The sequence below is a fragment of the Acinetobacter sp. ABJ-A23_2 genome, assembly GCF_044538765.1.
GTDB lineage: Bacteria > Pseudomonadota > Gammaproteobacteria > Pseudomonadales > Moraxellaceae > Acinetobacter > Acinetobacter nosocomialis_A.
Map to the genome: position 1 here is coordinate 1 of NZ_JBIUCP010000039.1, position 23622 is coordinate 23622.

The 23622-nt window shown below is 40.4% G+C and carries 21 protein-coding genes; 13 read left to right on the top strand and 8 right to left on the bottom strand.

Annotation, left to right across the window (positions count from 1 at the left end; translation table 11 throughout):
- The first annotated feature begins 574 nt into the window (after nt 1-574).
- Together ACH63V_RS13380 and ACH63V_RS13385 are read left to right on the top strand one after the other, a co-directional pair.
- Nucleotides 575-2281 (top strand): GGDEF domain-containing protein, encoded by a 1707-nt coding sequence (locus ACH63V_RS13380; RefSeq protein ID WP_396463793.1) that lies wholly within the window; start codon nt 575-577, stop codon nt 2279-2281.
- 254 nt (nt 2282-2535) lie between these two features.
- Complete coding sequence (locus ACH63V_RS13385) at nt 2536-3492, top strand: helix-turn-helix domain-containing protein (protein ID WP_025465223.1); 957 nt, start codon at nt 2536-2538, stop codon at nt 3490-3492.
- Between the two features lie 48 nt (nt 3493-3540).
- Here the strand turns inward: ACH63V_RS13385 and uvrA are convergent, their stop codons facing one another.
- Nucleotides 3541-6372 carry an excinuclease ABC subunit UvrA gene (gene uvrA / locus ACH63V_RS13390; RefSeq protein WP_396463772.1) on the bottom strand — a complete coding sequence of 944 codons (2832 nt, stop codon included), beginning with the start codon at nt 6370-6372 and terminating at the stop codon, nt 3541-3543.
- A 297-nt stretch (nt 6373-6669) separates the two neighbouring features.
- Here uvrA and ACH63V_RS13395 point away from each other — a divergent pair, with 297 nt between their 5' ends.
- From ACH63V_RS13395 to ACH63V_RS13410, 4 genes are all read left to right on the top strand, one after another.
- Entirely contained in the window at nt 6670-7272 is a 603-nt protein-coding gene (locus ACH63V_RS13395) for a TetR/AcrR family transcriptional regulator (RefSeq protein ID WP_396463773.1), read from the top strand.
- Nucleotides 7273-7275: 3 nt separating this feature from the next.
- The gene (locus ACH63V_RS13400) at nt 7276-8253 is read left to right on the top strand and encodes a zinc-binding dehydrogenase (RefSeq protein WP_396463774.1); all 978 of its coding nucleotides are present in this window, start codon (nt 7276-7278) and stop codon (nt 8251-8253) included.
- A 65-nt stretch (nt 8254-8318) separates the two neighbouring features.
- Complete coding sequence (locus tag ACH63V_RS13405) at nt 8319-8672, top strand: DUF1304 domain-containing protein (protein ID WP_002053763.1); 354 nt, start codon at nt 8319-8321, stop codon at nt 8670-8672.
- A 52-nt stretch (nt 8673-8724) separates the two neighbouring features.
- Nucleotides 8725-9066: a GlpM family protein gene (locus ACH63V_RS13410; RefSeq protein WP_004704995.1), complete on the top strand. Its 342-nt coding sequence runs from the start codon at nt 8725-8727 to the stop codon at nt 9064-9066.
- 43 nt (nt 9067-9109) lie between these two features.
- Here the strand turns inward: ACH63V_RS13410 and ACH63V_RS13415 are convergent, their stop codons facing one another.
- The 3 genes from ACH63V_RS13415 to tenA all read right to left on the bottom strand — a co-directional run bounded on the left by ACH63V_RS13415 (nt 9110) and on the right by tenA (nt 11130).
- Complete coding sequence (locus ACH63V_RS13415) at nt 9110-9916, bottom strand: SDR family NAD(P)-dependent oxidoreductase (protein ID WP_396463775.1); 807 nt, start codon at nt 9914-9916, stop codon at nt 9110-9112.
- 103 nt (nt 9917-10019) lie between these two features.
- Nucleotides 10020-10391 carry a MerR family transcriptional regulator gene (locus tag ACH63V_RS13420; RefSeq protein WP_275285406.1) on the bottom strand — a complete coding sequence of 124 codons (372 nt, stop codon included), beginning with the start codon at nt 10389-10391 and terminating at the stop codon, nt 10020-10022.
- Nucleotides 10392-10455: 64 nt separating this feature from the next.
- Complete coding sequence (tenA, locus tag ACH63V_RS13425) at nt 10456-11130, bottom strand: thiaminase II (RefSeq protein ID WP_049837506.1); 675 nt, start codon at nt 11128-11130, stop codon at nt 10456-10458.
- A 263-nt stretch (nt 11131-11393) separates the two neighbouring features.
- Between tenA and ACH63V_RS13430 the strand changes: the two genes are divergently transcribed.
- The 3 genes from ACH63V_RS13430 (at nt 11394) to ssb (ending at nt 14623) form a co-directional block, all read left to right on the top strand.
- The gene (locus ACH63V_RS13430; protein ID WP_304391371.1) at nt 11394-12476 is read left to right on the top strand and encodes a DUF475 domain-containing protein; all 1083 of its coding nucleotides are present in this window, start codon (nt 11394-11396) and stop codon (nt 12474-12476) included.
- 146 nt (nt 12477-12622) lie between these two features.
- Complete coding sequence (locus tag ACH63V_RS13435) at nt 12623-13987, top strand: MFS transporter (RefSeq protein ID WP_331422604.1); 1365 nt, start codon at nt 12623-12625, stop codon at nt 13985-13987.
- A gap of 51 nt (nt 13988-14038) precedes the next feature.
- Nucleotides 14039-14623, top strand: coding sequence for a single-stranded DNA-binding protein (gene ssb / locus ACH63V_RS13440; protein ID WP_002053972.1), 585 nt, complete (start codon nt 14039-14041; stop codon nt 14621-14623).
- A 41-nt stretch (nt 14624-14664) separates the two neighbouring features.
- On the opposite strand, the gene ACH63V_RS13445 is transcribed toward ssb, so the two are convergent.
- Together ACH63V_RS13445 and ACH63V_RS13450 are read right to left on the bottom strand one after the other, a co-directional pair.
- Nucleotides 14665-14988: an AzlD domain-containing protein gene (locus tag ACH63V_RS13445; protein WP_151762610.1), complete on the bottom strand. Its 324-nt coding sequence runs from the start codon at nt 14986-14988 to the stop codon at nt 14665-14667.
- Nucleotides 14985-15680, bottom strand: a complete 696-nt coding sequence (locus tag ACH63V_RS13450; protein ID WP_031982243.1) for an AzlC family ABC transporter permease — start codon at nt 15678-15680, stop codon at nt 14985-14987. The genes ACH63V_RS13445 and ACH63V_RS13450 overlap by 4 nt, the downstream gene beginning before the upstream one ends.
- A gap of 68 nt (nt 15681-15748) precedes the next feature.
- Here ACH63V_RS13450 and ACH63V_RS13455 point away from each other — a divergent pair, with 68 nt between their 5' ends.
- Together ACH63V_RS13455 and ACH63V_RS13460 are read left to right on the top strand one after the other, a co-directional pair.
- Nucleotides 15749-16297 carry a helix-turn-helix domain-containing protein gene (locus tag ACH63V_RS13455; RefSeq protein WP_396463776.1) on the top strand — a complete coding sequence of 183 codons (549 nt, stop codon included), beginning with the start codon at nt 15749-15751 and terminating at the stop codon, nt 16295-16297.
- Nucleotides 16298-16624: 327 nt separating this feature from the next.
- Complete coding sequence (locus tag ACH63V_RS13460) at nt 16625-18067, top strand: amino acid permease (RefSeq protein WP_396463777.1); 1443 nt, start codon at nt 16625-16627, stop codon at nt 18065-18067.
- Between the two features lie 62 nt (nt 18068-18129).
- Here the strand turns inward: ACH63V_RS13460 and ACH63V_RS13465 are convergent, their stop codons facing one another.
- The gene (locus tag ACH63V_RS13465; RefSeq protein WP_396463778.1) at nt 18130-19629 is read right to left on the bottom strand and encodes a PLP-dependent aminotransferase family protein; all 1500 of its coding nucleotides are present in this window, start codon (nt 19627-19629) and stop codon (nt 18130-18132) included.
- Nucleotides 19630-19785: 156 nt separating this feature from the next.
- On the opposite strand from ACH63V_RS13465, the gene gabT reads away from it, so the two are divergent.
- Together gabT and ACH63V_RS13475 are read left to right on the top strand one after the other, a co-directional pair.
- Nucleotides 19786-21078: a 4-aminobutyrate--2-oxoglutarate transaminase gene (gene gabT, locus ACH63V_RS13470; RefSeq protein WP_004705036.1), complete on the top strand. Its 1293-nt coding sequence runs from the start codon at nt 19786-19788 to the stop codon at nt 21076-21078.
- Complete coding sequence (locus tag ACH63V_RS13475; protein ID WP_396463779.1) at nt 21075-22523, top strand: NAD-dependent succinate-semialdehyde dehydrogenase; 1449 nt, start codon at nt 21075-21077, stop codon at nt 22521-22523. Before gabT ends, ACH63V_RS13475 begins: the two co-directional genes overlap by 4 nt.
- Nucleotides 22524-22627: 104 nt before the next feature.
- Here ACH63V_RS13475 and ACH63V_RS13480 read toward each other — a convergent pair whose 3' ends face one another.
- Nucleotides 22628-23602 (bottom strand): LysR substrate-binding domain-containing protein, encoded by a 975-nt coding sequence (locus tag ACH63V_RS13480; RefSeq protein WP_396463780.1) that lies wholly within the window; start codon nt 23600-23602, stop codon nt 22628-22630.
- Nucleotides 23603-23622: the final 20 nt, after the last annotated feature.

Consider the following 23622-nt stretch of genomic DNA (forward strand, 5'->3'; position numbering starts at 1 on the left):
GAATAAGGCAAAAAAAATACGTTTTTAAATCAAAAAAACGATTAAAAAATTAATTCTGATCAATTTAATCAACTTTACAAAATTAGAGATAAGTCACACAATTCAATTGCAAAGTTCACTATCTAACATTTTTATAGTTAGCAGTGCTTTCCCAGATACGATGTGTTATCACATCAGACTTTACGAGCTCAGCTTTCCCCAAGGTTGAGCTTTTTTTTATCTATAAGAAAACATTAACATTTGTTAAAAAAATTACATGAAATTTCTTCTTTTTAGTTTGTATAAAAAGAACCCAGCTTAGCGCTGGGTTTCGGATGCTGGGAGTGGCATCCAAGAGGAAAAAGAATCTTTTTATAGGATTGCGAAATTTACTTCAGCTGTAAAATGGAGTTTTGCTATAGCCATCATTTGCTCTTTCGATCAGATTTTTATGAAATACCAACAATGAATGCGTATATTGCGTTATTCAAACTTTGTTGCTGAACTTCTGCTCATTAAAGTGCTAGGATGCGAGTTAATTACTTCATTCTATAGTAGTGATGATGGTAGGACATTTACGGAGTACCAGCTAGAAATGTCAGGATTACGTTCAGAACATATCAGTAATCGACTATTTTTCTTCATGTTGGTCATTATTCTGTCCTTACTGTTTATGGCTGTGCCTCTTATTGTCAGCAGTTATCAAGAGTATTTAAAAACTAAACAAGCTTTGGTCGAAATCAAAAGCTTAAAATCGATTGCTGAAGTTGCAAATAAGGTATCTAAAGAACGTGCACCGGCAAATAAATTAATGTCGAGTAACGCTGCCGACTTTTTAAAAAATCAGAAGAAGCTAAAAGAATATCGACTTACTGTCGATCAGCAAATTAATGAAACTATTCGTATTTTAAAGGAAGAAGGCTACTCTGATTTAGCAAATACTTTAGATACTAAATTTAGAGATGATTTGAAGCAGGCGCGGGCTGTCGTCGACTATTATGCTGCAACACCTGAACAAGCACGAACCTCTATGCAATTCGATCATGCAATTTTGGGGATGTTCGGTGCTTGGGATAGTTGCCGAGAAATTTTGCAAAAGCTTATGTTGCAGTTAAAAAGTAAAGATAGCCAAATTAATAACTATTTTACTTTGATTGTTGTATTAACCGATATGCGTGATCAGGCCGGTCGCACCGCATCTAATGTTATTGCACCAGTGACGTTTAAAGAAACCATACCCAATGATAATCGGGCGCGCTCTTTGCAGACTCAACAGCAAGCTCGGTACTTATGGGCACTTGTAGATACGCTACAGTCTGAGCAGGCCAAGACTCCAGAATATCATCGCCTTTACGCGAGAGTTAAAACGGAATTTTTAGATAAAGGCGTGCCTATTGTTGGTCAACTTTTAGAAGAAAGCCAAAAACATGAGGTTTATCATTTAAATGGAACTGAACTAACAGACCAAATCGTTGATAAATTTACAACAGTCATCGATTTACAAAACTTTCTACTTAATAAAAGTGTCTTTATCGCTTCTCAAGAAAATTATTTGGCAAAAAAGAAATTCTTTCTGACTTTGCTCATTTCTAGCATATCGTTAGCGGCTGCTTTACTTACCTTAATTTATGCAAAGAGAAGGGTATTTGAACCTCTTATTCAGGCCCGTACCTTAATTCTTGATTTGTCTCATAGCAAAGATTATCCAGTAGATGAGTTGAATCCTAAAAAGGGTGAGTTTATTTCACTATTTGAAGCGATTGACCGTTTACAAAGAATGCTTAAGCAGCGAGATGCTTTTGAATTCCAACTTAAAAATATTGCAAATACAGACCCTTTAACAGGTGTATCCAATCGTTTGGCCTTATCTGAATATTTAAAAATTGTAGAGAGCTACCCTCAAAAATTTTCACAAACTTGTTTAATGATTATTGATATAGATCGCTTTAAAGATGTGAATGATCAATATGGTCATATTGTCGGTGATCAAGTGATTAAACGTATTGCAGATCAATTAAAAGTGAATGTGCGCGCTTCGGATTTAATCGTTCGTTATGGTGGCGATGAGTTCTTAATCTTATTAGAACAGATACCATTTTTAGATGCACGTCTCTTGGCTGAAAAAATTCGTATTGCGATTTCTTTAGAAGAAGTTGATTTATCTAATACGCATGAAAAATTGCATGTATCGGTCAGTATTGGTTTTGCGATTGGAGCAACAAGCTGGATGGAACTGTTAGAAAAAGCAGACCGTTCACTTTTAAAAGCTAAAGCTCGGGGACGAAATGTTGTAGAGGGATAAGGTCTTATTACTATTTCATAAAAGAATTTATATAACTTAATTTGTGTATGCAGATTTTCTTACCTTACCATTAGAATTCAAAATTCTGTTTTTTAATAATATTTTCAATTAATTATTTGGTTTTCTTTTAATTTTATCTTATGAAATATTCTATCCATTTTTATAGTTGAATTTTTGACTTTGTTTTCAGCGGATTGACATAGTTTTAAATAGAGTATAACTTTTTGTATAATTTATACGTATAACTTTTAACAATGAAATTATCAGCTTTAAAAAAAGTTCGTCTAGCAAACATGATGACTCAAACTGCAGTTGCAGAAGCTATGGGAGTCAGCCAACCTAATTATCAACGTTGGGAATCTGGAGCTGCCTCTATTCCTAAGAGTAAGCAAGCAAAATTAGCGAAAATTCTAAATTCAACTGTAGATGAAATACTTGGTAATCCTCGACCTTTTGATAATTTAGGAATTCATGATGAGATTAGTGATGAAAATACATATTTTGGAGAAATAGCATTTCATTTCAGATCTGGAAAAGGGCTTTTATTTCCAATTACTGAGGCTGAAAGATCTAGACTACACTATCGATTGAATAGTAAAGGCGACTTTATAGTTGTTGAATCTTTAGATAATAGAATCGCCTTTATTCGTCGAGCTTCAATACAAGATGTTTATCTCTCAAGTGAAGCATTTGATACTTTTGGTCCTGAAAAATATAAAGATTGGTTAGGATTGGATAGAATTGAAGATGAGGAATGGCTGGTTATAGAGAATATTGAGTGTTTAGAGTATGTAAAAGATCTAATAAGTGAAGAAAAAGTAAAAAACTATGTAAAGAAAATACTTTTAACCGAAGAAGAGTTAGATGCATTAATTGAACAAGATCATATAAAGAAGGAAGATAGGGAAAAGGTTAAAAGAGATGCATCTAAACAATTAAAAAAATTGTATGCCAGAGCAACAGAAATTCAATGGCAATTTACTAATGGAAAAATGAGAAGAGAGCCGATGTTTGAGGATCGCAAGTTGTATGAGGCTTTTTCCTGTCTTGAAATAGATCCAGAAGATGCAGACGAAATTATCTATTTACCTACAGAGGGATATCATAGGACAATTTTTATAAATACTTCAGAATTAGATTATATTTTTATTCCCGCACATAAATTTAATTATGGTCGTTTAGAGAGTTTAGAAGAAGAATTAGGTGAATAATAATTAGGCTAGAGGTCATTTAACCTTCTAGCCTAATTTAATTAAACTTTATTTAAGCATCGGTTTTAAGAAACGTCCCGTATGGGAAATTTCAACCTCAGCCACTTGTTCAGGTGTACCTTCGGCAATGATCATACCACCGCCCGAACCACCTTCTGGACCTAAGTCAACAACCCAGTCGGCTGTTTTAATGACATCAAGGTTATGTTCAATCACCACAATGGTATTACCCTTGTTGCGTAGCTCATGCAAAATATCGAGTAACTTGGCAATATCGTGGAAATGTAGACCTGTTGTTGGTTCATCTAAGATATATAAAGTTTTACCCGTATCTCGTTTAGCTAACTCACGTGCGAGTTTTACACGCTGTGCTTCACCACCAGAAAGTGTAGTAGCAGCCTGACCTAAACGAATATAGCCTAAGCCTACCTGAGTTAAGGTTTCTAAGCGGCGGTGGATGACTGGAATTGCACTAAAGAACTCGGCAGCATCTTCAACCGTCATTTCTAAAACATCAGAAATGTTTTTGCCCTTATAACCCACTTCAAGCGTTTCACGGTTATAACGTTTGCCATGACATGCATCGCAAGGTACATACATGTCTGGTAAGAAGTGCATTGCGACTTTAATCATGCCGTCGCCTTCACAGGCTTCACAGCGTCCGCCTTTCACGTTAAACGAGAAACGACCAGCACTATAACCACGGGCTTTTGCCTCTGGGGTTTGTGCAAATAACTCACGGATTGGTGTAAATAGACCTGTGTACGTTGCAGGATTAGAGCGTGGTGTACGTCCAATTGGGCTTTGGTCAATATCAACAACTTTATCTAGATGTTGAAGTCCATCAATTGAGTCAAACTTTTCAGCTGTTAAGGTCGTTGCGCCATTGAGTTGTGTAGCTGCTAATGGAAGCAAAGTACGGTTGATTAGTGTTGATTTACCCGAACCTGAAACGCCAGTCACACAGGTCATAATGCCAAGTGGAATGGTTAAATCGACATTTTTTAAGTTGTGGCCTGCTGCACCTGAAAGTTTGATGACTTCATCTGGACGTGGCGACTCAGTGCGTTTTTTTGGCACTTCGATTTTGAGTTTGCCAGAAAGGTATTGTCCTGTGAGTGAGTCGGCATGTTTAGCCAATTCATCATAAGTTCCTTCAGCAATAATCACACCGCCATGTACACCCGCACCCGGCCCGATATCAATAATATGGTCGGCTGCACGAATAGCATCTTCATCGTGTTCAACGACTAATACTGTATTACCTAAATCACGTAAGCGAATCAGCGTTTGTAATAAACGATCATTATCGCGTTGATGCAAGCCAATAGAAGGTTCATCAAGGACATACATCACACCCATCAAGCCTGCACCAATTTGTGAAGCTAAACGGATACGCTGTGCTTCACCGCCCGATAATGTTTCGGCAGAACGAGCTAAACTTAAATAGTTAAGTCCAACACTCACCAAGAAATGCAAACGTTCACGAATCTCTTTAAAGATTTTATCGGCGATTTCACCTTTAGCGCCTTCAAGATTTAAATCTTGATAATAACTTTCAGCATCACCAATCGACATGCGAGTAATGTCGGCAATCGTTTTATCTTTAACGCGAACATGGCGTGAAATTTCATTTAGACGTGAGCCATCACATGCATCACACGCTGCATTAGAAAGGTATTGGGCTAAATCATCTCGTACATAGTTACTTTCTGTTTCACGGTAACGACGTTCAAGGTGCGGTAAAATCCCTTCAAACGGTTGTACGCGAGTATGTTTACGGCCACGTTCGTCGATATAACTTAAATCGACTTTTTCTTTGCCAGTGCCTTGTAAGAATTTCTTTTGAGTGTCTTTATCTAGCTTGTTCCAAGGCGTATCAAGTTGAAAACCAAAATGATCGGCAACTTTTTGTAGCATCGAATAGTAATATGGACGTTGACGATCCCATCCACGAATAGCCCCTTCACTAATTGCTAGCTCAGGGTTAGGAATGAGCTTTTCAGAACTAAAATGACTGCGTGTACCTAAGCCATCACAAACAGGGCAGGCACCGAACGGGTTGTTAAATGAAAATAAGCGAGGTTCAAGCTCTGCGACTGCACGATCACACTCAGGGCATGAATGCTTCGCAGAAAAAACGCGATCAGGATGTTCGCCATTCATCCATGACAAAACAGCAATATCGCCACCTAAACGCAGTGCAGTTTCAAATGATTCTGCAATACGGTTACCTAAGTCTTCACGCACTTTAAAGCGGTCAACGACAACTTCGATGGTATGCTTTTTCTTTTTGTCGAGTTCGGGTGGTGTATCAATATCAATGATTTCACCATCAACACGGGCACGAACAAAACCTTGACCTTGTAGTTGCTCGAACAGGTTGCTGTATTCACCTTTACGTTCACGAACAACAGGGGCAAGCAACATGAGTGCTGTGCCTTCTTCAAGTGTTTTTACAGCATCGACCATTTCAGAAATAGTTTGCGCAACCATCGGCAAGTCGTGTTCAGGGCAATATGGCGTACCGACACGTGCATAAAGCAAACGCAAATAGTCATAAATTTCGGTAATCGTACCTACCGTTGAACGTGGGTTATGACTCGTAGACTTTTGCTCAATGGCAATCGCTGGAGATAAACCTTCAATCGAGTCGACTTCTGGCTTTTCCATTTGCGATAAAAACTGGCGAGCATAGGCCGAAAGCGATTCGACGTAACGGCGTTGTCCTTCGGCGTACAGGGTATCGAAGGCAAGAGAAGATTTTCCTGAACCTGATAACCCCGTAATTACCACAAACTTATCGCGTGGAATATCGAGAGACACATTTTTTAAATTATGGGTACGTGCGCCTCGAATACGGATATGACTTTGGCTCATAAAACATCTCAATTATGTATTAATGAAAATTTAGGTGTTGTTTTGATTAGCACAGGGAGATGTGGCTATTTATAAACAACAGACCCTATATATGATAACGATTTAAAATTGTTCAAGTGGTACAAAATGATTTAAAGCGACAAATTGTGACGGTTAAACGACAATCGACAAAATTTGTTTAAATAAGCAGGTTGTATTTTTAACATTCCTTTCTTTTGATTTCTACTTCTTAGCAAATTTTATTGAGCAACATAATTTTACTAGACGACTGGTCTAATAGTGGAGTATGGTGTCTGCATGAAACGATTAAATAAAAGCGAAACCACGCGACAGCATATTTTGGATACGAGCTTTGAGCTGGTATTACACAAAGGATTTGTCGGTGTTGGTTTGCAAGAAATTTTAAAGGCTTGTGACGTACCCAAAGGTTCGTTCTATCACTACTTTGCTTCGAAAGAGGCTTTCGGTTGTGCATTGTTAGAGCAATACATGGCGGACTATAAAGTTCGTATGGAACAGCTTTGGCAGCACAGTGAGCAAAGTGCCCATGCCCGTTTAATGGCTTTATGGCAGGCGTGGATTGATGATCCGGTCCATGGTAGCTGGGCTGAAAACTGCTTGATTGTGAAATTGGCAGCCGAAGTTTCGGACTTATCAGAAGATATGCGTCAAATTCTAAATGACGGTGTGCACAAATTAACGCAGCGTCTAGCTTTACTACTCAAAGAAGGGCAACAAGAAGGATCAATTCCAAAACATATTGATCCTTTGAAAACTGCGCAAGTCATGTATCAGTTATGGTTGGGTGCCGCTTTACTCACAAAATTGTCTCAAGACAAAGCACATCTACATCTAGCTTTAGAAACGACCCAACAACTCTTAAAACCGATAGAGGAATAAAGAATGCGAAGTATTATCCATGGTAATTTTGGCGAACCTGTAGACGTTTTAGAGCAGGCGGATATGCCAAAGCCAGAACCAAAAGCAGGCGAAGTGCGTATTAAAACCATCATGTCTCCGATTCATAATCATGATGTATGGACAGTACGTGGAAGCTATGGCTACAAGCCAACTTTACCCGCGATTGGTGGTAGTGAAGCCGTTGGTATTGTTGATGCTTTGGGTGAAGGCGTTACTCATGTACAAGTAGGGCAGCGTATTGCAGTGGCGGCTGTGCATGGCAGTTGGGCTGAATACTTTATTGCACCAGCGCAAGGGCTTATTCCACTCAATAATGAAATTGATGATGAAACAGCAGCACAGCTGATTGGTATGCCAATTAGTGCTCTCATGCTACTCGACTTTGTAAATGTTCAACCGGGTCAATGGCTCATTCAAAACACGGCGAATGGTGCAGTAGGTAAAACAGTTGCCATGATTGCTCAGGCACGTGGTTTACCAGTGATTAATCTGGTTCGTCGTACCGACGCAATTGCAGAGATGCAAGCATTAGGTATTCAACATGTTGTTGCGACTGATCAACCTAACTGGAAAGAGCAGGTTAAACAACTTCACGGTGAACAACCGCTGATTGCTGGTGTGGACTCGATTGGTGGCAGCGCAAGTGGTGAAATGCTGAATTTACTCAGTGAAAATAGCTTGCTCGTTTCGTTTGGCAGTATGACTGGTGAAACCATGCAAATTTCATCGGGTGATTTGATTTTTAAACAAGCAACAGTAAAAGGCTTCTGGGCGAGTGTGGTCAACAAAGAAATGCCAGCAGCTCGTAAAAAGGAACTAATTGTTGAGTTATTAACTTTAGCAACTCAGAAAAAATTAATCCTACCTGTAGAAGGTGTATTTAGTTTTGATGAGATTAAAACAGCTGCCCAAAGAGCAACACAAGGTGCTCGCCAAGGCAAGGTGTTGTTAAAACCGTAACACACTAAAAGATCAGTCGAGAGACTGATCTTTTTTCATATCTTTAAAATAAAAAGGAAAACTATATGATCGGACAAATATTCATTGCGCTTATCGCGATATTACATGTCTATATTTTAGTGTTAGAGATGTTTTTGTGGGATAAACCTTATGGCATGAAAGCCTTTGGAAATAATGCTGAAAAAGCAAAGCTCACCAAAGTGATGGCACAAAACCAAGGGCTTTATAATGGCTTTTTAGCGGCGGGTTTATTTTGGTCTTTATTGGCTGATGCACCGTTTGCGACATCAATTGCCAACTTCTTTTTAGGCTGTGTACTGATTGCAGGTATTTATGGCGGGCTGACTGCCAGTAAAAAGATTATTTATATTCAGGCAGTTCCAGCTTTGATTGCTTTAGTCGCTGTTAATTTTCTTTAAAAAGCGCACAATACAGCGTTTTAATATGGAAATGGCCAGATAGGACCAGTGTATGTGGGCGTTATTTTTAAAATGTATGTTGGGGGCTGGGGTTGTCCTCATTATTTCGATTTTATCGAAAAGTAAGGCATTTTATATTGCAGGTTTGGTTCCGCTTTTTCCTACCTTTGCTTTGATTGCTCATGTGATTGTCTATCAGCAAAAAGGGGCCGAGGCATTACAAAAAACGGCTCTGTTTGGTCTATGGTCACTTATTCCTTATGCCATTTATTTAGTGGCTGTTTATATGCTCGCAACACGCATGTCGATGTGGTCGTGTCTAGGGTTGGCAACCCTTTGTTGGGTGGTCGCTGCGGCAGGTTTAATTTATGGCTGGCAGCTATTTCAGCATTAAAAGATTAAGAGAAATCCCTTAATCTTTTAAATTGAAGCATTTTTTATGATTGCTCAACAATACGCGTTCTGAGCATGCCTTCGACTAAATTGATCATTTTTTTGCGGGAAAGAATGCGGGGCAATTGAGACGTTAAATAATTACTACAACCCACCACTACTGTTGCTTTATTTTTATCTAACGCTCTAACTGTTGCAGAGACAACGTCATCTACCGTAGAGCTTTTCATACCGCTGGTATCGGCATTTGCGACTTGAGTAAAATTGGTTTCGGTATTGCCTGGACAAACAGCGATAAACTTAACACCCGAAGAGCCATATTCCCCTGCAAGAGCTTCAGTAAACTGCAATACATAAGATTTAGTTGCGCCATAGACAGCAATATAAGGGAGAGGTTGGAAGGCACCTGTCGATGAAATATTAATCATGATGCCTTTTTTGTTCGAAAGCATATGTGGCAAAAACAGATAACATAAAGACGTTACGCTGCTGATGTTAAGTGTAATCATTTCTTGATAGGTAGAAAGCGATTGATCTAGGAACTTGGTCCATTTACCAAATCCTGCGTTGTTAATTAAAATTTCTACCGATAATTTTCTCGCCTGTACTTCATTAAATAAGGTCTGAGCTGAATCGGGTTGAGCTAAATCTAAAACAATCACCTCAACATTTACGCTATATTTTTTTCTAAGTTCATCGGCTAAATCATTTAGTTTTTGTTCGGAGCGCGCTGTTAAAATCAGGTGGATTCCTAAAGATGCAATTTTTTGAGCATACGCTTTACCTATTCCTGAAGATGCGCCTGTAATTAATGCTGTTGAATTTTTAAATGTAGAAAGATGAGCGCTCATTTTATTTATCCGTAATACATGAAGTCCTTACGATAAACCTTGTCCCTAAGGGCAGAGTCAAGCGCTAAATTCAAAAGCTATTTTTAGATTTTTATGCATCATTTTAAGCAGAAATTTTACTGGTAATATAAGTTTCAATAATCTCATCTTCCAGTTGTTTTAAATCTTCTTGTAAACGATTTAATGCTTCTTTTTGTTCAATAATTTGTTGATTCTTTTTTTGAATAAGCTGTTGAGCAATTTCTACTGGAAAGCGATTATTTTTATATTTTAAAGCTGACAACTCATAAAGCTCAGAAAGGCTAAATCCTACAGCTTGTGCAAGACGAATCATCTTAACTGATTTAACATCAATCTCTTCATAAACACGATAATTTCCTTTTCTTTTTGCAACTGGTAGCAAGCCTAATTTTTCATAATGTCGAATGGCTTTAGGAGTAGCTCCAGTTAAAGATGCTAATTCGCCGATATACATATTTATCTCGCATTTTATTAAGAATCGAACAGGTATGAACAAACTGATCGATTCTTTTAAAGTTTTAAATATGGTCTAAACCTAACCATTGTCTTTGGTGGTAGGCGCTATCCCAAAATAACCACTCAAGTTTTGCACCCATCGTGTAAGCGGCATGCATTTTCTCTAATGTGTCTGCATCACAGCGTGCGGCCACTTTATCTACTGTGGCAATCACATTACGAACAGCAGTATGGAACTCTTCGCCTGCATAGGTATCAATCCATGCTTGGTAAGGGTTATTAGGAATTGATTTACTTACAATATCTTTACCGACTTCGGCATAAATCCAGAAGCAAGGTAAAAGGGCAGCGAGTACAACAGGGTAACTCTCAGACCAAGCCGTTGCTGTTAAAAATGAAGTGTAATGATGGCCTGCTAAAGTTAATGGTGTATTTTTAAATTCTTCTTTGGTTACCCCAAAGTTTTTCATAAAGTCATCATGCAAGCTGCGTTCAACCACAATTGCAATTTTAGCGGCATCTGAAAATTGCATAATATCGTCAGCTTCAAACGCCTTTGCTGCCGCAACAGCCAGTACGCGGCCATAAGCCACAAGGTATTGAGCATCTTGAATGACATAATGACAAAAAGCTTCTTTATCTAAAGTACCGTTAGCAAGTTCCTGATTAAAAGGAAGGTCGAGAATTTTTTGATATAAATTTAAATTACGTTGCCAGAGTTCTTGAGAAAAAAGCATAAAATCATTCCATTTAAAATAAGACAGCTGAAGCGGATTTTAAATCAATTTTAAAATACAAAAATAATAATGGTAGATATATCGCAAGAAAATATTTAATACGATTAATAAGTTAATTAAATATTATAAATTTCTTTATTAAACATAGGGATAAAGTAAAGGTAATAACGGCATAAAACAACATCGTTTTGTGGTTAATTATCGATATAATAGCCGCGGTTTTTAAGAAAGATTAAATTTAGTTCTTGGTATAGGTCTGATCCATGAAGCATTTCCGATTTTCGATATTTTTTACGGTGGTGTGTTTAGCACTCGCCGCTTACTGGGGTTTTACCCATGGACCTGAAGCAGGCGTGTCTACCATGCTTAAAGCTTTAACCATTACTGCAATTTTAGCTGTAATGGAGGTTTCATTATCTTTTGACAATGCTGTCGTAAATGCATCGGTACTTCGTGGGTGGGATCATTTCTGGAAAATGATCTTTTTGACAGTCGGTATTTTAATCGCCGTTTTTGGTATGCGTTTGATTTTCCCTGTCTTGATCGTTTCTATGACTGCCGATATGGGCTTTATTGAAGTTGCTAAAATGGCACTCAATGATCCAAAAACTTATTCTGAACGTTTAATGGCTCATCACGCTGAAATCTCAGCTTTCGGTGGAACATTCTTATTGTTGGTTTTCTTAAACTTCTTCTTTGACGAAGAGAAAGAAACGCATTGGTTTAGATGGCTTGAAGTCAAATTATCTGACTTGGCTAACGTACCGGCAATGTCTGTTTTTATTGCACTCATCGCTTTAATTGTAATGGCTGGCTATGTTGAAGATCATGAACGTTTAGCTGTAACCATGGCTGGCGTTTGGGGCATTGTGGTTTACATTGGTGTGCAAGTTCTTAGCCATTTATTGGGCGGCGAACCTGAAATTGATGAAGATGGTAATGCAGTCATGCAAGATGGTTCAGGCGCTGCTTCTGGTGTGATTAAAGCCGGTTTGGGCGGTTTCTTATACCTTGAAGTGTTAGATGCATCATTTAGTTTTGATGGTGTAATTGGTGCATTTGCAATTACCAGCGACGTTGTCGTGATTATGTTGGGTCTTGCAATTGGTGCAATGTTTGTGCGTTCAATGACGGTTTATCTTGTTGAAAAAGGTACGCTAGATGCTTACGTGTTCTTAGAGCATGGTGCCCATTATGCGATTGGTGCTTTGGCTTTCATTATGATTGCAAGTGGTACAGGTTTACATATACCGGAAGTCGTGACAGGCCTCATTGGTGTTGCATTTATTGCATGGGCAGTGATTGCATCTATCCAATATGCGAAACGCGAACAAGAGTCGTCTTAAGCTAATTTTCAGTAAAGTTCGATAGAATAAAGAGGCTAAATGCCTCTTTATTTTTTTCAGCCGAAATCGTTATTTTAAATCATCTCTCCCGTATTTTTAGAAACGAATCGGCTTATAATTTGCCTAGTTTGATAACGTGTATTGATATGATGAATGCTTTGGAACGCCGCTCAACTTTTGCTTTAAGTAGTATTTTTGCGCTACGCATGTTGGGTTTGTTCATGATTATTCCGGTTTTTTCTGTAGTCGGGCAGTCATATCAATATGCGACTCCGGCACTCATTGGTTTAGCTGTGGGTGTTTATGGCTTAAGTCAGGCTATTTTACAAATTCCATTTAGCTTACTGGCTGACCGTTTTAGCCGTAAACCACTTGTAGTATTTGGCCTACTGCTCTTTGCTATTGGTGGAGCAATTGCGGGTTTATCAGACACGATTTATGGCGTAATTATTGGCCGTGCCATCGCTGGTGCAGGTGCAGTTTCAGCAGTTGTCATGGCGCTTTTAGCCGATGTCACACGTGAAGAGCAGCGTACTAAAGCCATGGCTGCCATGGGTATGAGTATTGGTCTGTCTTTTGTAGTGGCGTTTAGCCTTGGACCTTGGCTCACCAGCATTGTTGGTATTTCTGGATTATTCTTTGTCACGACCATTATGGGCTTGATTGCGATTGCGATGTTATTGCTTGTACCTAAAGTAACTCGCCATCATCGTAACTATCAGCAAGGCTACATGGCACAGCTTAAGCAAGTCATTCAAATGGGTGATTTAAACCGTTTACATGTTTCGGTTTTTGCATTGCATTTATTGCTGACTGCCATGTTTATTTATGTGCCTTCACAGCTTATCGAGTTCGCACATATTCCTTTAGCAAGCCACGGTTTAGTGTATTTGCCACTTTTGGTGATTAGTTTATTTTTTGCATTTCCTAGCATTATCCTCGCTGAAAAATATCGCAAAATGCGAGGAATCTTCTTAACAGCCATTACAGGCATTATTGCGGGTTTGCTACTCCTTATATTTGGTTATCAGTCTAAATATGTTCTGCTTGCAGGCCTCGGTATTTTCTTTATTGCTTTTAATGTGATGGAAGCTTTATTGCCTTCTTGGTTGTCAAAGTCGGCTCCAATTCAGTCGAAGGCCACCGCTATGGGTGTAAATGCCAGTAGCCAGTTCTTAGGTGCTTTTTTTGGTGGTACCTTGGGTGGTCAATTATTGATGTTACATAATACTGCGATTGGATGGAGTGTCTTAGCAGGGATTGCTATAATATGGTTGCTAATTAGTTTTGGTTTAGCTCAGCCGCGGTATTTGTCATCGATTGTGTTGCCATTGCCGCAAGTGCAACAGGTGAATGAGTGGACCACACAGCTATTGGCAATTCGTGGTATTGAAGAAGTTGTGGTGATGCCTGACCAGCAAGTTGCTTATATTAAAGTCGATAAACAGTCTCTTGATGATGCTGCACGACGTGATTTAACGCAGTTGTTTGGTAAAGAGGTAGCCATTTAAGCATAACTCTTATAAAGTAAAACATAGAAATGAATAGGATGAAGACAGCTAATGCGTGGTGTAAATAAGGTTATTTTGGTTGGTACTTTGGGTCGTGATCCTGAAACAAAAACTTTTCCAAATGGGGGCTCGTTAACCCAGTTTTCAATCGCGACAAGTGAAGTTTGGACCGATAAAACGTCAGGTGAACGTAAAGAACAAACAGAATGGCACCGTATTGTTTTGCATAACCGTTTAGGAGAAATTGCTCAGCAATTTTTGCGTAAAGGTTCTAAGGTTTATATCGAAGGTTCATTACGTACACGTCAGTGGACAGACCAAAATGGTCAAGAACGTTACACGACAGAAATCCGTGGCGACCAGATGCAAATGTTAGATGCTCGTCAACAAGGTGAACAAGGTTTCGCTGGCGGTAATGATTTTAACCAACCACGTTTTAACGCACCTCAACAAGGTGGCGGTTATCAAAACAACAACCAAGGTGGTGGCTACGGTCAAAACAATGGCGGTGGTTATGGTGGACAAGGTGGTTTCGGTAATGGTGGCAACAGCCCACAAGGTGGTGGTTTCGCTCCTAAAGCGCCACAACAACCAGCATCTGCACCAGCTGATTTAGACGACGATTTACCGTTCTAATCAAAAGTTTAAAAAAAGGCGAGTTTATCTCGCCTTTTTTATTATTCAATTCCCAGCAAACGTAGAAGTGCCGTGCCAACGGCTGCCAAACAAATCACCAATAACAGTGGTACTTTTTTCCAAACCAAGAACAGCGCTAGTGCCACCCCAAATATACGTGCGAAACCTGCGAAATGTTGACCTTCAAAAAATGTAGTGGTCACCGCAATCGCACAGAGCAAAACGGTGGCGCCGTTTGATAGTAAAACTTGGTATTTTTCAGAAAAAGAGAACTTGGCACCCAAGTGAAAACCAGCAAAACGAATACTATAAGTACCTAGTGCAAGTAGGGCTATACCTACAATAATCAGTAATTGTTGACTCATTTCTTTCTACCCCATATCAAGCCAAAAAGCGAAATCAGAATCGGAAGCCCTGAGGCCAAAAAGGGCGTGGTGATCAGCGCTAAAGTTGACCCTGCAAATGCAGCTTTTCGAGTAGATTTATTCTTTAAAGCATTAAAAGTAAGTGCAATTAAAATAGCTGGGAAAATGGCATCTAAGCCAAATGTTTTTGGGTCTGGAATAGCACTTCCAATAAAATAACCCGCAGTGACACCGAGTGGCCAAGTCAGCATGATGCCTATACCACATAACCAATAAGCGGCTTTTTTTGTCTCAAAATCAGGCTGCGCCATACCAAACAAAACGCTTTCATCATTCATGATATGAGCTCCGAAATATCGAGAGAATTTACCTCGGATTAGTTCATTGACCGCAATACCAAAAGGCAAGTGTCTTAAATTGACGAGTAGTCCTGCAATCGCCGCTGCAATTGGGCTACCACCTACAGCCAAGAAACCAATAAAAATAAATTCGGCAGTTCCTGCGAGCACAAAGACAGATAGGCAAAGTGGGATCCAGAGTGCTAAGCCATAACTTGCAGCGAGTGAACCTAAAGACATACCAACGACACTGGTTGCTAGACACACAAAGAAAATCGAGCGGGTTGTGTCTTTACTAAGTTTTTTAATCAGAGAGTATGTAGACATAGCATGATATAACGAACGATTTTCCATTATAATGAATAAGCCTGATTGTTTTGTCAAAACGAACGATCGTTTTTTTTATAGAACGGATGTGGTGAATGTCTCAGCCAATTGAAATTATTGCCAAAGGTTTAACGCGTGAACGCCAAAGAACAGGGCTTTCGTTGGCAGAAGTTGCGCGCCGTGCGGGCGTTGCCAAATCGACTCTTTCTCAATTAGAGGCAGGGCAAGGTAACCCCAGTATTGAAACCTTATGGGCACTTTGTGTGGCACTGAATATTCCATTTGCACGTCTGATGGAAGAACCGAGCAATCAGGTACAAGTCATTCGCTGTGGCGATGGGCCAACGGTGAGCTCTGAAATTGCCAATTACAAAGCAATTTTACTGGCGACTTGTCCACCGCATGCGCGCCGCGATGTGTATTTATTGATTGTTGAGCCGGGCGAAGACCGACTGTCAGAGCCGCATCCAGTTGGTTCTGTGGAGCACATTATTGTGGTCGAAGGTAAAGCTTTAGTGGGCTTAATTGATGAGGCTGTTGAACTCGGTGTTGGAGACTATATTTGTTATCCTGCCGATCAAAAGCATATATTTAGAGCCTTGGAAACAGGTACAAAAGCGTTATTAATCTCTGAGCAAAACTAAAGAATTCCAATCTTATTAAAGTAAAACTTAATTATTTTCATAATAAAAACTTAAAACCATTTACCAGTATTTCAGACAAAAAGAGCCAATTTTGCGTATAAATTTTGCAATTGGCTCTCTCTTTTATTCGAAAAATGGCTCTCGTTTCTTGAGTGCCGAAACGACAAATTAAAGCCATTGGAAGTATGCATACGGAAGCGCCGGATAAGCTCAGTGAATTTTCTGTTTTAGGAGTTGAGCAGAACGGCTAAATTTTTAGGGGATATTTTTTGGCTTCGGAGGATTTCCGAGACTAGCCGATATCCTCCATATATTAAGGAAAATGATATGGCAGTTCATCAAAATGGTTCTGAAGCCAATCACTCCCAAAGTTTAAAACATGGACTTAAATCACGCCACTTAACCATGATCTCGATTGCAGGGGTTATTGGCGGCTCTCTCTTTGTTGGCTCAGGCAGTATTATCTACAACACCGGTCCGGTGGTTTTCCTAACCTATGCTTTAGGTGGTTTACTCGTTTGGTTCATCATGCGTATGTTAGGCGAGATGGCCGTTTTAAACCCCGATAGTGGCTCTTTTTCAACTTATGCGGACCGCGCAATTGGTCGTTGGGCAGGTTTCTCAATTGGGTGGTTGTACTGGTGTACTCTGGCAATGCTCATGGGCTGGGAAGCCTATGTGGCAGGAAAAATTTTAAATAACTGGTTTCCGTTTATACCCATCTGGGTCTATATGACTGTCGTGATTGGTGCACTGGTTGCAGTCAATTTGCAGAACGTAAAGAACTATGGCGAATTTGAGTTCTGGTTTGCACTCATCAAAGTGATTGCGATTGTGATCTTCTTGGTGATTGGTAGCTTAGCCATCATGCATTTGTGGCCTTGGGGCAATCCGGCTGCATCTGGTATCAGTAATTTAACCTCTCAAGGCTTTATGCCAAATGGTGGTTCATCCGTTATTACCGCCTTACTTGGGGTGATGTTCGCCTATATTGGCGCTGAAATTGTCACTGTAGCGGCAGCAGAATCGGCAAATCCATCTAAAGAAATTCGTAAAGCATCGAACTCGGTGGTTTGGCGAATTATTTTATTCTATGTCGGCTCAATGTTCGTTGCGGTATGTCTCATTCCTCACAACAATGAACTTTTGAAAGATTCGACTTGGGGAACCTATAGTGTGACTCTGTCTGCTCTTGGTATTCCGGGTGCACGCCATATCGTAAACTTTGTGGTTCTCACGTCGGTATGTAGTTGTTTTAACTCAGCACTTTATACGTGTTCACGTATGTTGTTCTCTTTAGCTAAACGTGGCGATGCACCGAAAAGTTTTGGGTCTGTAAACAGTAAAAGCAGTCCGTGGGTCGGTGTGATTGTGTCATGCTTCTTCTCTGTAATTGCGGTGGTTTTAACTGCAACTAAGAGTATGGATGTTTACGACTTTTTCATGCTAACGACGGGTGCAGCAACACTGTATGTGTACCTGACCATTGCTTATTCTCAGCTTCGTATGCGTAAAAAGTTAGAAGCTGAAGGCGTGAAAATTGACTTTAAAATGTGGATGTTCCCTTACTTAACCTATGTAGTGATCTTTGCAATTATTGGTGCAATTCTGACTATGTTGATTGAAGGCACCTATTTTAAAGAAGTGATTTACACCACTGCATTGTTCGGCATTATTGTGTTCTTCGGTTTGCTGTCTGAAAAACTGGGATGGGGGAAAGAGCGTAGAGCGACTCATTTAACTCATAGCCATGAAGAAAAGTTAGTTTAAATTTTTAAATAAAAAAGAGCCTCACTGTGAGGCTCTTTTTGTTTATTAATATGGAAAAATCTTTAATTCAGCGTAGGTACGCCTGCTTCACGTAAGCATTGAAGCAAGACGCCAAAAGCCATCACCATATCTTTTTCATTTACACAAGCAAAGCCCATCAGTAAACCACGCTCTGCATGTGCATGCGACTGCATGTAGTATTGTGAAAGTGGTCGAACTTTAACACCACGGTCAAGCGCAGTCGCCGCAATCGCGACATCATCGCAAGAGTTTGGCAGTTTTAAAACCAGATGTAACCCTGCCGCTTCATCATATTCATGAATAAATTCGGGGCCAAGATAACGTTGAATTAAGCTCACCAAGTAGTCGCGGCGTTTACCATAAAGTAGGCGCATACGGCGAATATGCGCTTCGTAATGGCCTTCACGAATAAATTCAGCTAAGGCTTTTTGCTCAAGCAAATGGCCCCCACGATAAAGCTCGGCTGCCACAATGCGTAATGGTGAAAATAACGGCTTAGGTACGACCAAATAACCAATTCTTAAAGATGGATAAATGGTTTTACTAAATGTGCCCATGTACAGCACAGGCGCATCATTTTCTAAGCCTTGTAATGATGGATACGGTTGACCTGAGAAACGAAACTCACTGTCATAGTCATCTTCGACAATCCAGCTATTATGCTGGCGTGCAATTTCAATCAGTTTGCGTCGTCGATCTAGGCTTAAATGTGAACCCAGTGGATATTGATGTGATGGTGTGACAAAAATGAGCTTAGGCGGCTTTGCCGGATTTTCTTCAGGAATAATACCTTCTGCATCGACAGGCATGGGTTGAATATCGAGGCCATTAATTCGTAAGGTATTACGCATTCCCCAGTACGCTGGATCTTCAAGCCAGATTCGATCACCAATATCACTGAGCGCACGCGAGACTAAGTCGATCGCTTGGTGAATGCCTTCGGTAATAATAATCTGGTCTGCATCGCACTGGACTGAACGCGCAACACGTAAGTAATCTGCCAACGCACTTCGAAGCTCAATACATCCACCTGCATTGCTATAAATCAGGCGGTTAATGTCGGGTTCGCGGCTTAAGCGTGCTTGAATACGACTAAAAATATGATGTGGGAACTCAGTTACATCGGGTGCTCCCGGTACAAAAGCTCCCCATTGGTGTGGCGACGCTGCGGCATAACCCAATAAGTTGGAACCACGCTGCGATAGCGCATAAGAGCTTTGAACTTTCGGGCTTGAAACCACTTTTTTCTTATTTTGAGTATTTAAAAAACTCTCTGGTAATTTTTCGGCAACCCATGTGCCGTGTCCTGTACGGGCTTCTAAGTAGCCTTCAGCTTGTAGCTGTTCGTAGGCTGTAAGCACTGTATTTCTAGAAACATGAATTTCACTAGCTAAGTCACGTGACGCAGGTAGACGAGTCTTGGGCTGGATGACTCCATCAATAATGGCACCACGCAGGCAACGGAAAAGGCGTTGATGTAGTTTCCCTTCAGTGTCCTGTTGGAGTCGTTGTAGCAAATGATCTCCAAGTAAACTACGCAATTGGCTCTCTCCTACAGTTAAAAAGTGGCTCTCGTCAGTTGGCGTCAGACGAGCGAAATTACATGCATAGGCAGTCGTTGTAAAGCACCCTGAAAATTAAGCACAGGATGCAAGAAACCAAAGCTGCAACTGATGATGAAAATATGAGGGAATCAAATGGATAATCAACATTCTGCACTTAACGCACGTAAACAGCAAGCAACTCCACGTGGTGTAGGCGTGATGTGTCAGTGGTATGCGGAAAAAGCTGAAAATGCCACGCTTTGGGACAAGGAAGGCAACCAATTTATCGACTTTGCTGGTGGTATCGCGGTTTTAAATACAGGCCATCGCCACCCTAAAGTGATTGCAGCAGTAACTGAACAACTTACTAAATTTACGCATACTGCCTATCAAGTAACACCTTATGAAAGCTATGTGGCTTTGGCTGAACGTATTAATGAGCGTGCGCCAATTGCTGGTCCTGCGAAGTCAGCGTTTTTCACAACAGGTGCAGAAGCAGTTGAAAATGCGGTGAAGATTGCTCGCTCTTATACAGGTCGTCACGGCATTATTACTTTTGGTAACGGTTTCCACGGTCGTTCATTTATGACGATGGCAATGACAGGTAAAACCGCACCTTACAAACGTGACTTTGGTGTAATGCCAGCGGGTGTATTCCACGCACGTTACCCTGTACCTGCTAAAGGTATTTCAGTAGATGCAGCGATCGAAAGTGTTGAAGATATTTTCAGTGAAGATATTGCACCACATGATGTTGCGGCAATCGTACTTGAGCCAGTACAAGGTGAAGGCGGTTTCAATGTGGTACCAGCTGAGTTCTTAAAACGTTTACGCGCAATTTGCGATAAGCACGGCATTTTACTTGTGGCTGACGAAGTGCAATCTGGTTTTGCCCGTACTGGTAAATTGTTCGCAATGAACTATTACGAGACTAAAGCAGACCTCATCACGATGGCGAAAAGCTTGGGCGGCGGTTTCCCTATTTCAGGTGTTGTTGGCCGTGCAGAAGTGATGGATGCACCAAACCCAGGTGGTCTAGGTGGGACTTACGCAGGTAGCCCGATTGCAGTTGCAGCTGCGCATGCCGTGATTGACGCGATTGAAGAAGAAAACTTATGCGACCGTGCAAATGAATTAGGCGCTGAATTAGTTGCTACGCTTAAAGATATTCAGCAAGCAACAGGTGACGTAGTAACCGATATTCGTGCATTAGGTTCAATGGTTGCAGTAGAACTTGAAACGGCTGAACAAGCAAAAGTTGTACAAAACTATGCAATGGAAAACGGGTTGTTACTTCTTACTTGTGGTAAATACGGTAATGTAATTCGTTTCTTATATCCATTAACCATTCCTGCTGAGCAATTCCGTCAAGGTCTTGATATCTTGAAACAAGGTTTTGCGACACTAAAAGCAGGTAGTGCAAAAGCAATGGAGCAATCTGCATGATTCAAAATAATTTGCAGTATTTATTAAAACATCCTGATATTTCATTAGACGCACCTGCATCAAATGACTATATCGAAGTTAATGATGCTGCTACAGGTGAAACTTTGGCATGGGTAAAAACCTATGACCGTGCAGGAGTTGAAGCCGCAATTAACCGTTCAGCAAAAGCGCAAGCTGCTTGGAAAAAGCAAACTGCTTTGGCGCGTGCTGATGTGTTATTGGCATGGTACAACCTCATGCTTGAGCACAAAGAAAATCTGGCTCAAATCTTAACAGCTGAGCAAGGTAAACCATTGGCAGAAGCACGTGGTGAAATTGGTTATGCAGCATCATTCATTCGCTGGTTTGCCGAGCAAGCTCGCCGTGTTGATGGTGAAGTTTTAACACCTACCTTGCCAAACCAACGTTTGCTCGTGATTAAACAAGCGATTGGAGTAACTGCTGCCATTACGCCGTGGAACTTCCCAGCTGCCATGATTACGCGTAAAGCAGGTCCAGCGATTGCTGCGGGTTGTTCAATGTTGGTTAAACCAGCAGAGCAAACACCGTTAACTGCCTATGCACTTGAAGTATTGGCGTTACAGGCAGGTTTACCAGCTGATGTTTTAATTAACATTAGTGGTGATGCGGTTGAAGTAGGCAAAACACTATGCGAAAGCGATATTGTTCGTAAGTTAAGCTTTACAGGTTCAACACAAGTTGGCCGTATCCTGATGCAACAATGTGCGCCAACCATCAAAAAGCTTTCACTTGAACTCGGTGGTAACGCGCCAGTTGTGGTATTTGACGACGCTAATCTTGAACAAGCAGTTCAGGGCATTATGGCAAGTAAATATCGTAACAGCGGTCAGACTTGTGTTTGCGCTAACCGTATTTATGTTCAAGATGGTATTTACGATGCGTTGGCAGACCGTTTAGTCGAAGCCGTGTCTAAATTGAAAGTTGGTGATGGCCGTCAAGAAGGTTCAACTCAAGGGCCTTTAATTGATGAAGATGCGATTGCAAAAGTTCAGTCTCATATTGCAGATGCAACAGAGAAAGGCGCAACAGTTCGTATTGGTGGTAAGCGTTCAGCACTTGGCGGTACTTTCTTTGAACCAACAGTTTTAACTGGCGTAACGCAAGACATGAAAGTGTCTAAAGAAGAAACTTTTGGTCCGCTTGCACCGCTATTCCGCTTTAAAACTGAAGATGAAGCAGTGGCGATGGCGAACGATACTGAGTTTGGTTTAGCTGCTTATTTGTTTACTCAAAGCACAGCGCGTCAATGGCGTGTGGGTGAAGCACTTGAGTACGGTATGGTCGGCATTAACACGGGCGCGATTTCAAACGAAGTTGCTCCGTTTGGTGGCGTAAAACAGTCAGGTCTAGGTCGTGAAGGTTCAAAATTCGGCATCGAAGAATATGTCGAAATGAAATACCTCTGCGTAGACTTATCTGAGTAAGGAACAAAGCAAGTTCGTTTTGTTCTGAACGAAAACATGCAGTTATGCTGTATGTGATGTTTCACAAAAAACCGGTCATGCCCATTCATGACCGGTTTTTTTATTTAAGTCGGCAAATACCCTTCATGGCTTTCGGGTAAACGTCTGAGTTCTTCAATCAGTGTTTCAATGAGTTTCTCGACCACCAGACGTTGGCCTTTTCGGGACACATAAACCAGTTGTAGCATGCCAATATTTGACTTCCAGTCAGGAAGAATATGAACAAGTGTGCCCTTACGAATTTCAGATTCAACAGTTAAAAAAGGAAGATCTGCAATACCTAGACCATCCATTACAGCATAGTAAACACCTGCCAAGTCATTACTTTTGATTCGTGGTTGATAAGGCACATCAACCGATTCTCCGTTACGAATATTGCATAAATGCCAAATATAATTTTGCTTTTGAGTGCCTAAGCTAATACTCGGAAAGTCTTGTAATTCGGAATAATGCTTAATGGTGCGACCTTGCAGTAATTCAGGCGAAGCCACTAGACAGTGGTCGGTTTTAATCACATCACGAACAATTAAATTCGAGTCTTCATTCGGTTCGAAATTGGTCCGAATTGCGAGGTCGATGTCATCATGTAAGATATCTACTCGACGGCTCGTCAGCTCAAGAGAAATTTCAACTTTAGGATAGGTTTTTAAAAACTGATTTAAAATTTTTCTAATTTGAAAATGCATCATTAAAGGTGGGCAGCTTACTTTTACTAGCCCTTGAGGCTCACTTTTTTGTTTTAACAAAACGTTTTCTGCACATTCAACCTGAGCAATGACTTTGCAGCATTCCTCGTAAAACTCTTGACCTAAATCGGTCACTTTAAAATGGCGGGTTGTTCTTTGAATGAGGCTGACATTAAATTTATTTTCAAGGTCAATAATGCGTCGGCTGAGCTTGGATTTACTAATATTTTCAGCTTCACTGGCCGCACTAAAGCCGCCGTGTTTTACGACTAAATAGAAATAATAAAAATCATCAAAAGAACTTATCAATGTCCGTTCAACCCCTTTAAATTCAAGATTAGAATGCTTAAGCACTCTAATCTTGGCAATAGAAC

Bases quoted from the DNA above. Each gene is read 5' to 3' on its own strand.
- tenA (WP_049837506.1), bottom strand. From the start codon at position 11,130: ATGCTTTTTTCTCAAGAACTCTGGCAACGTAATTTAAATTTATATCAA.
- ACH63V_RS13415 (WP_396463775.1), bottom strand. From the start codon at position 9,916: ATGAGCGCTCATCTTTCTACATTTAAAAATTCAACAGCATTAATTACA.
- gabT (WP_004705036.1), top strand. From the start codon at position 19,786: ATGGATAATCAACATTCTGCACTTAACGCACGTAAACAGCAAGCAACT.
- ACH63V_RS13475 (WP_396463779.1), top strand. From the start codon at position 21,075: ATGATTCAAAATAATTTGCAGTATTTATTAAAACATCCTGATATTTCA.
- ACH63V_RS13435 (WP_331422604.1), top strand. From the start codon at position 12,623: ATGATGAATGCTTTGGAACGCCGCTCAACTTTTGCTTTAAGTAGTATT.
- ACH63V_RS13385 (WP_025465223.1), top strand. From the start codon at position 2,536: ATGAAATTATCAGCTTTAAAAAAAGTTCGTCTAGCAAACATGATGACT.
- ACH63V_RS13420 (WP_275285406.1), bottom strand. From the start codon at position 10,391: ATGTATATCGGCGAATTAGCATCTTTAACTGGAGCTACTCCTAAAGCC.
- ACH63V_RS13395 (WP_396463773.1), top strand. From the start codon at position 6,670: ATGAAACGATTAAATAAAAGCGAAACCACGCGACAGCATATTTTGGAT.
- ssb (WP_002053972.1), top strand. From the start codon at position 14,039: ATGCGTGGTGTAAATAAGGTTATTTTGGTTGGTACTTTGGGTCGTGAT.
- ACH63V_RS13455 (WP_396463776.1), top strand. From the start codon at position 15,749: ATGTCTCAGCCAATTGAAATTATTGCCAAAGGTTTAACGCGTGAACGC.
- ACH63V_RS13460 (WP_396463777.1), top strand. From the start codon at position 16,625: ATGGCAGTTCATCAAAATGGTTCTGAAGCCAATCACTCCCAAAGTTTA.
- ACH63V_RS13450 (WP_031982243.1), bottom strand. From the start codon at position 15,680: ATGGAAAATCGTTCGTTATATCATGCTATGTCTACATACTCTCTGATT.
- uvrA (WP_396463772.1), bottom strand. From the start codon at position 6,372: ATGAGCCAAAGTCATATCCGTATTCGAGGCGCACGTACCCATAATTTA.
- ACH63V_RS13380 (WP_396463793.1), top strand. From the start codon at position 575: ATGTCAGGATTACGTTCAGAACATATCAGTAATCGACTATTTTTCTTC.
- ACH63V_RS13400 (WP_396463774.1), top strand. From the start codon at position 7,276: ATGCGAAGTATTATCCATGGTAATTTTGGCGAACCTGTAGACGTTTTA.
- ACH63V_RS13445 (WP_151762610.1), bottom strand. From the start codon at position 14,988: ATGAGTCAACAATTACTGATTATTGTAGGTATAGCCCTACTTGCACTA.
- ACH63V_RS13405 (WP_002053763.1), top strand. From the start codon at position 8,319: ATGATCGGACAAATATTCATTGCGCTTATCGCGATATTACATGTCTAT.
- ACH63V_RS13410 (WP_004704995.1), top strand. From the start codon at position 8,725: ATGTGGGCGTTATTTTTAAAATGTATGTTGGGGGCTGGGGTTGTCCTC.
- ACH63V_RS13430 (WP_304391371.1), top strand. From the start codon at position 11,394: ATGAAGCATTTCCGATTTTCGATATTTTTTACGGTGGTGTGTTTAGCA.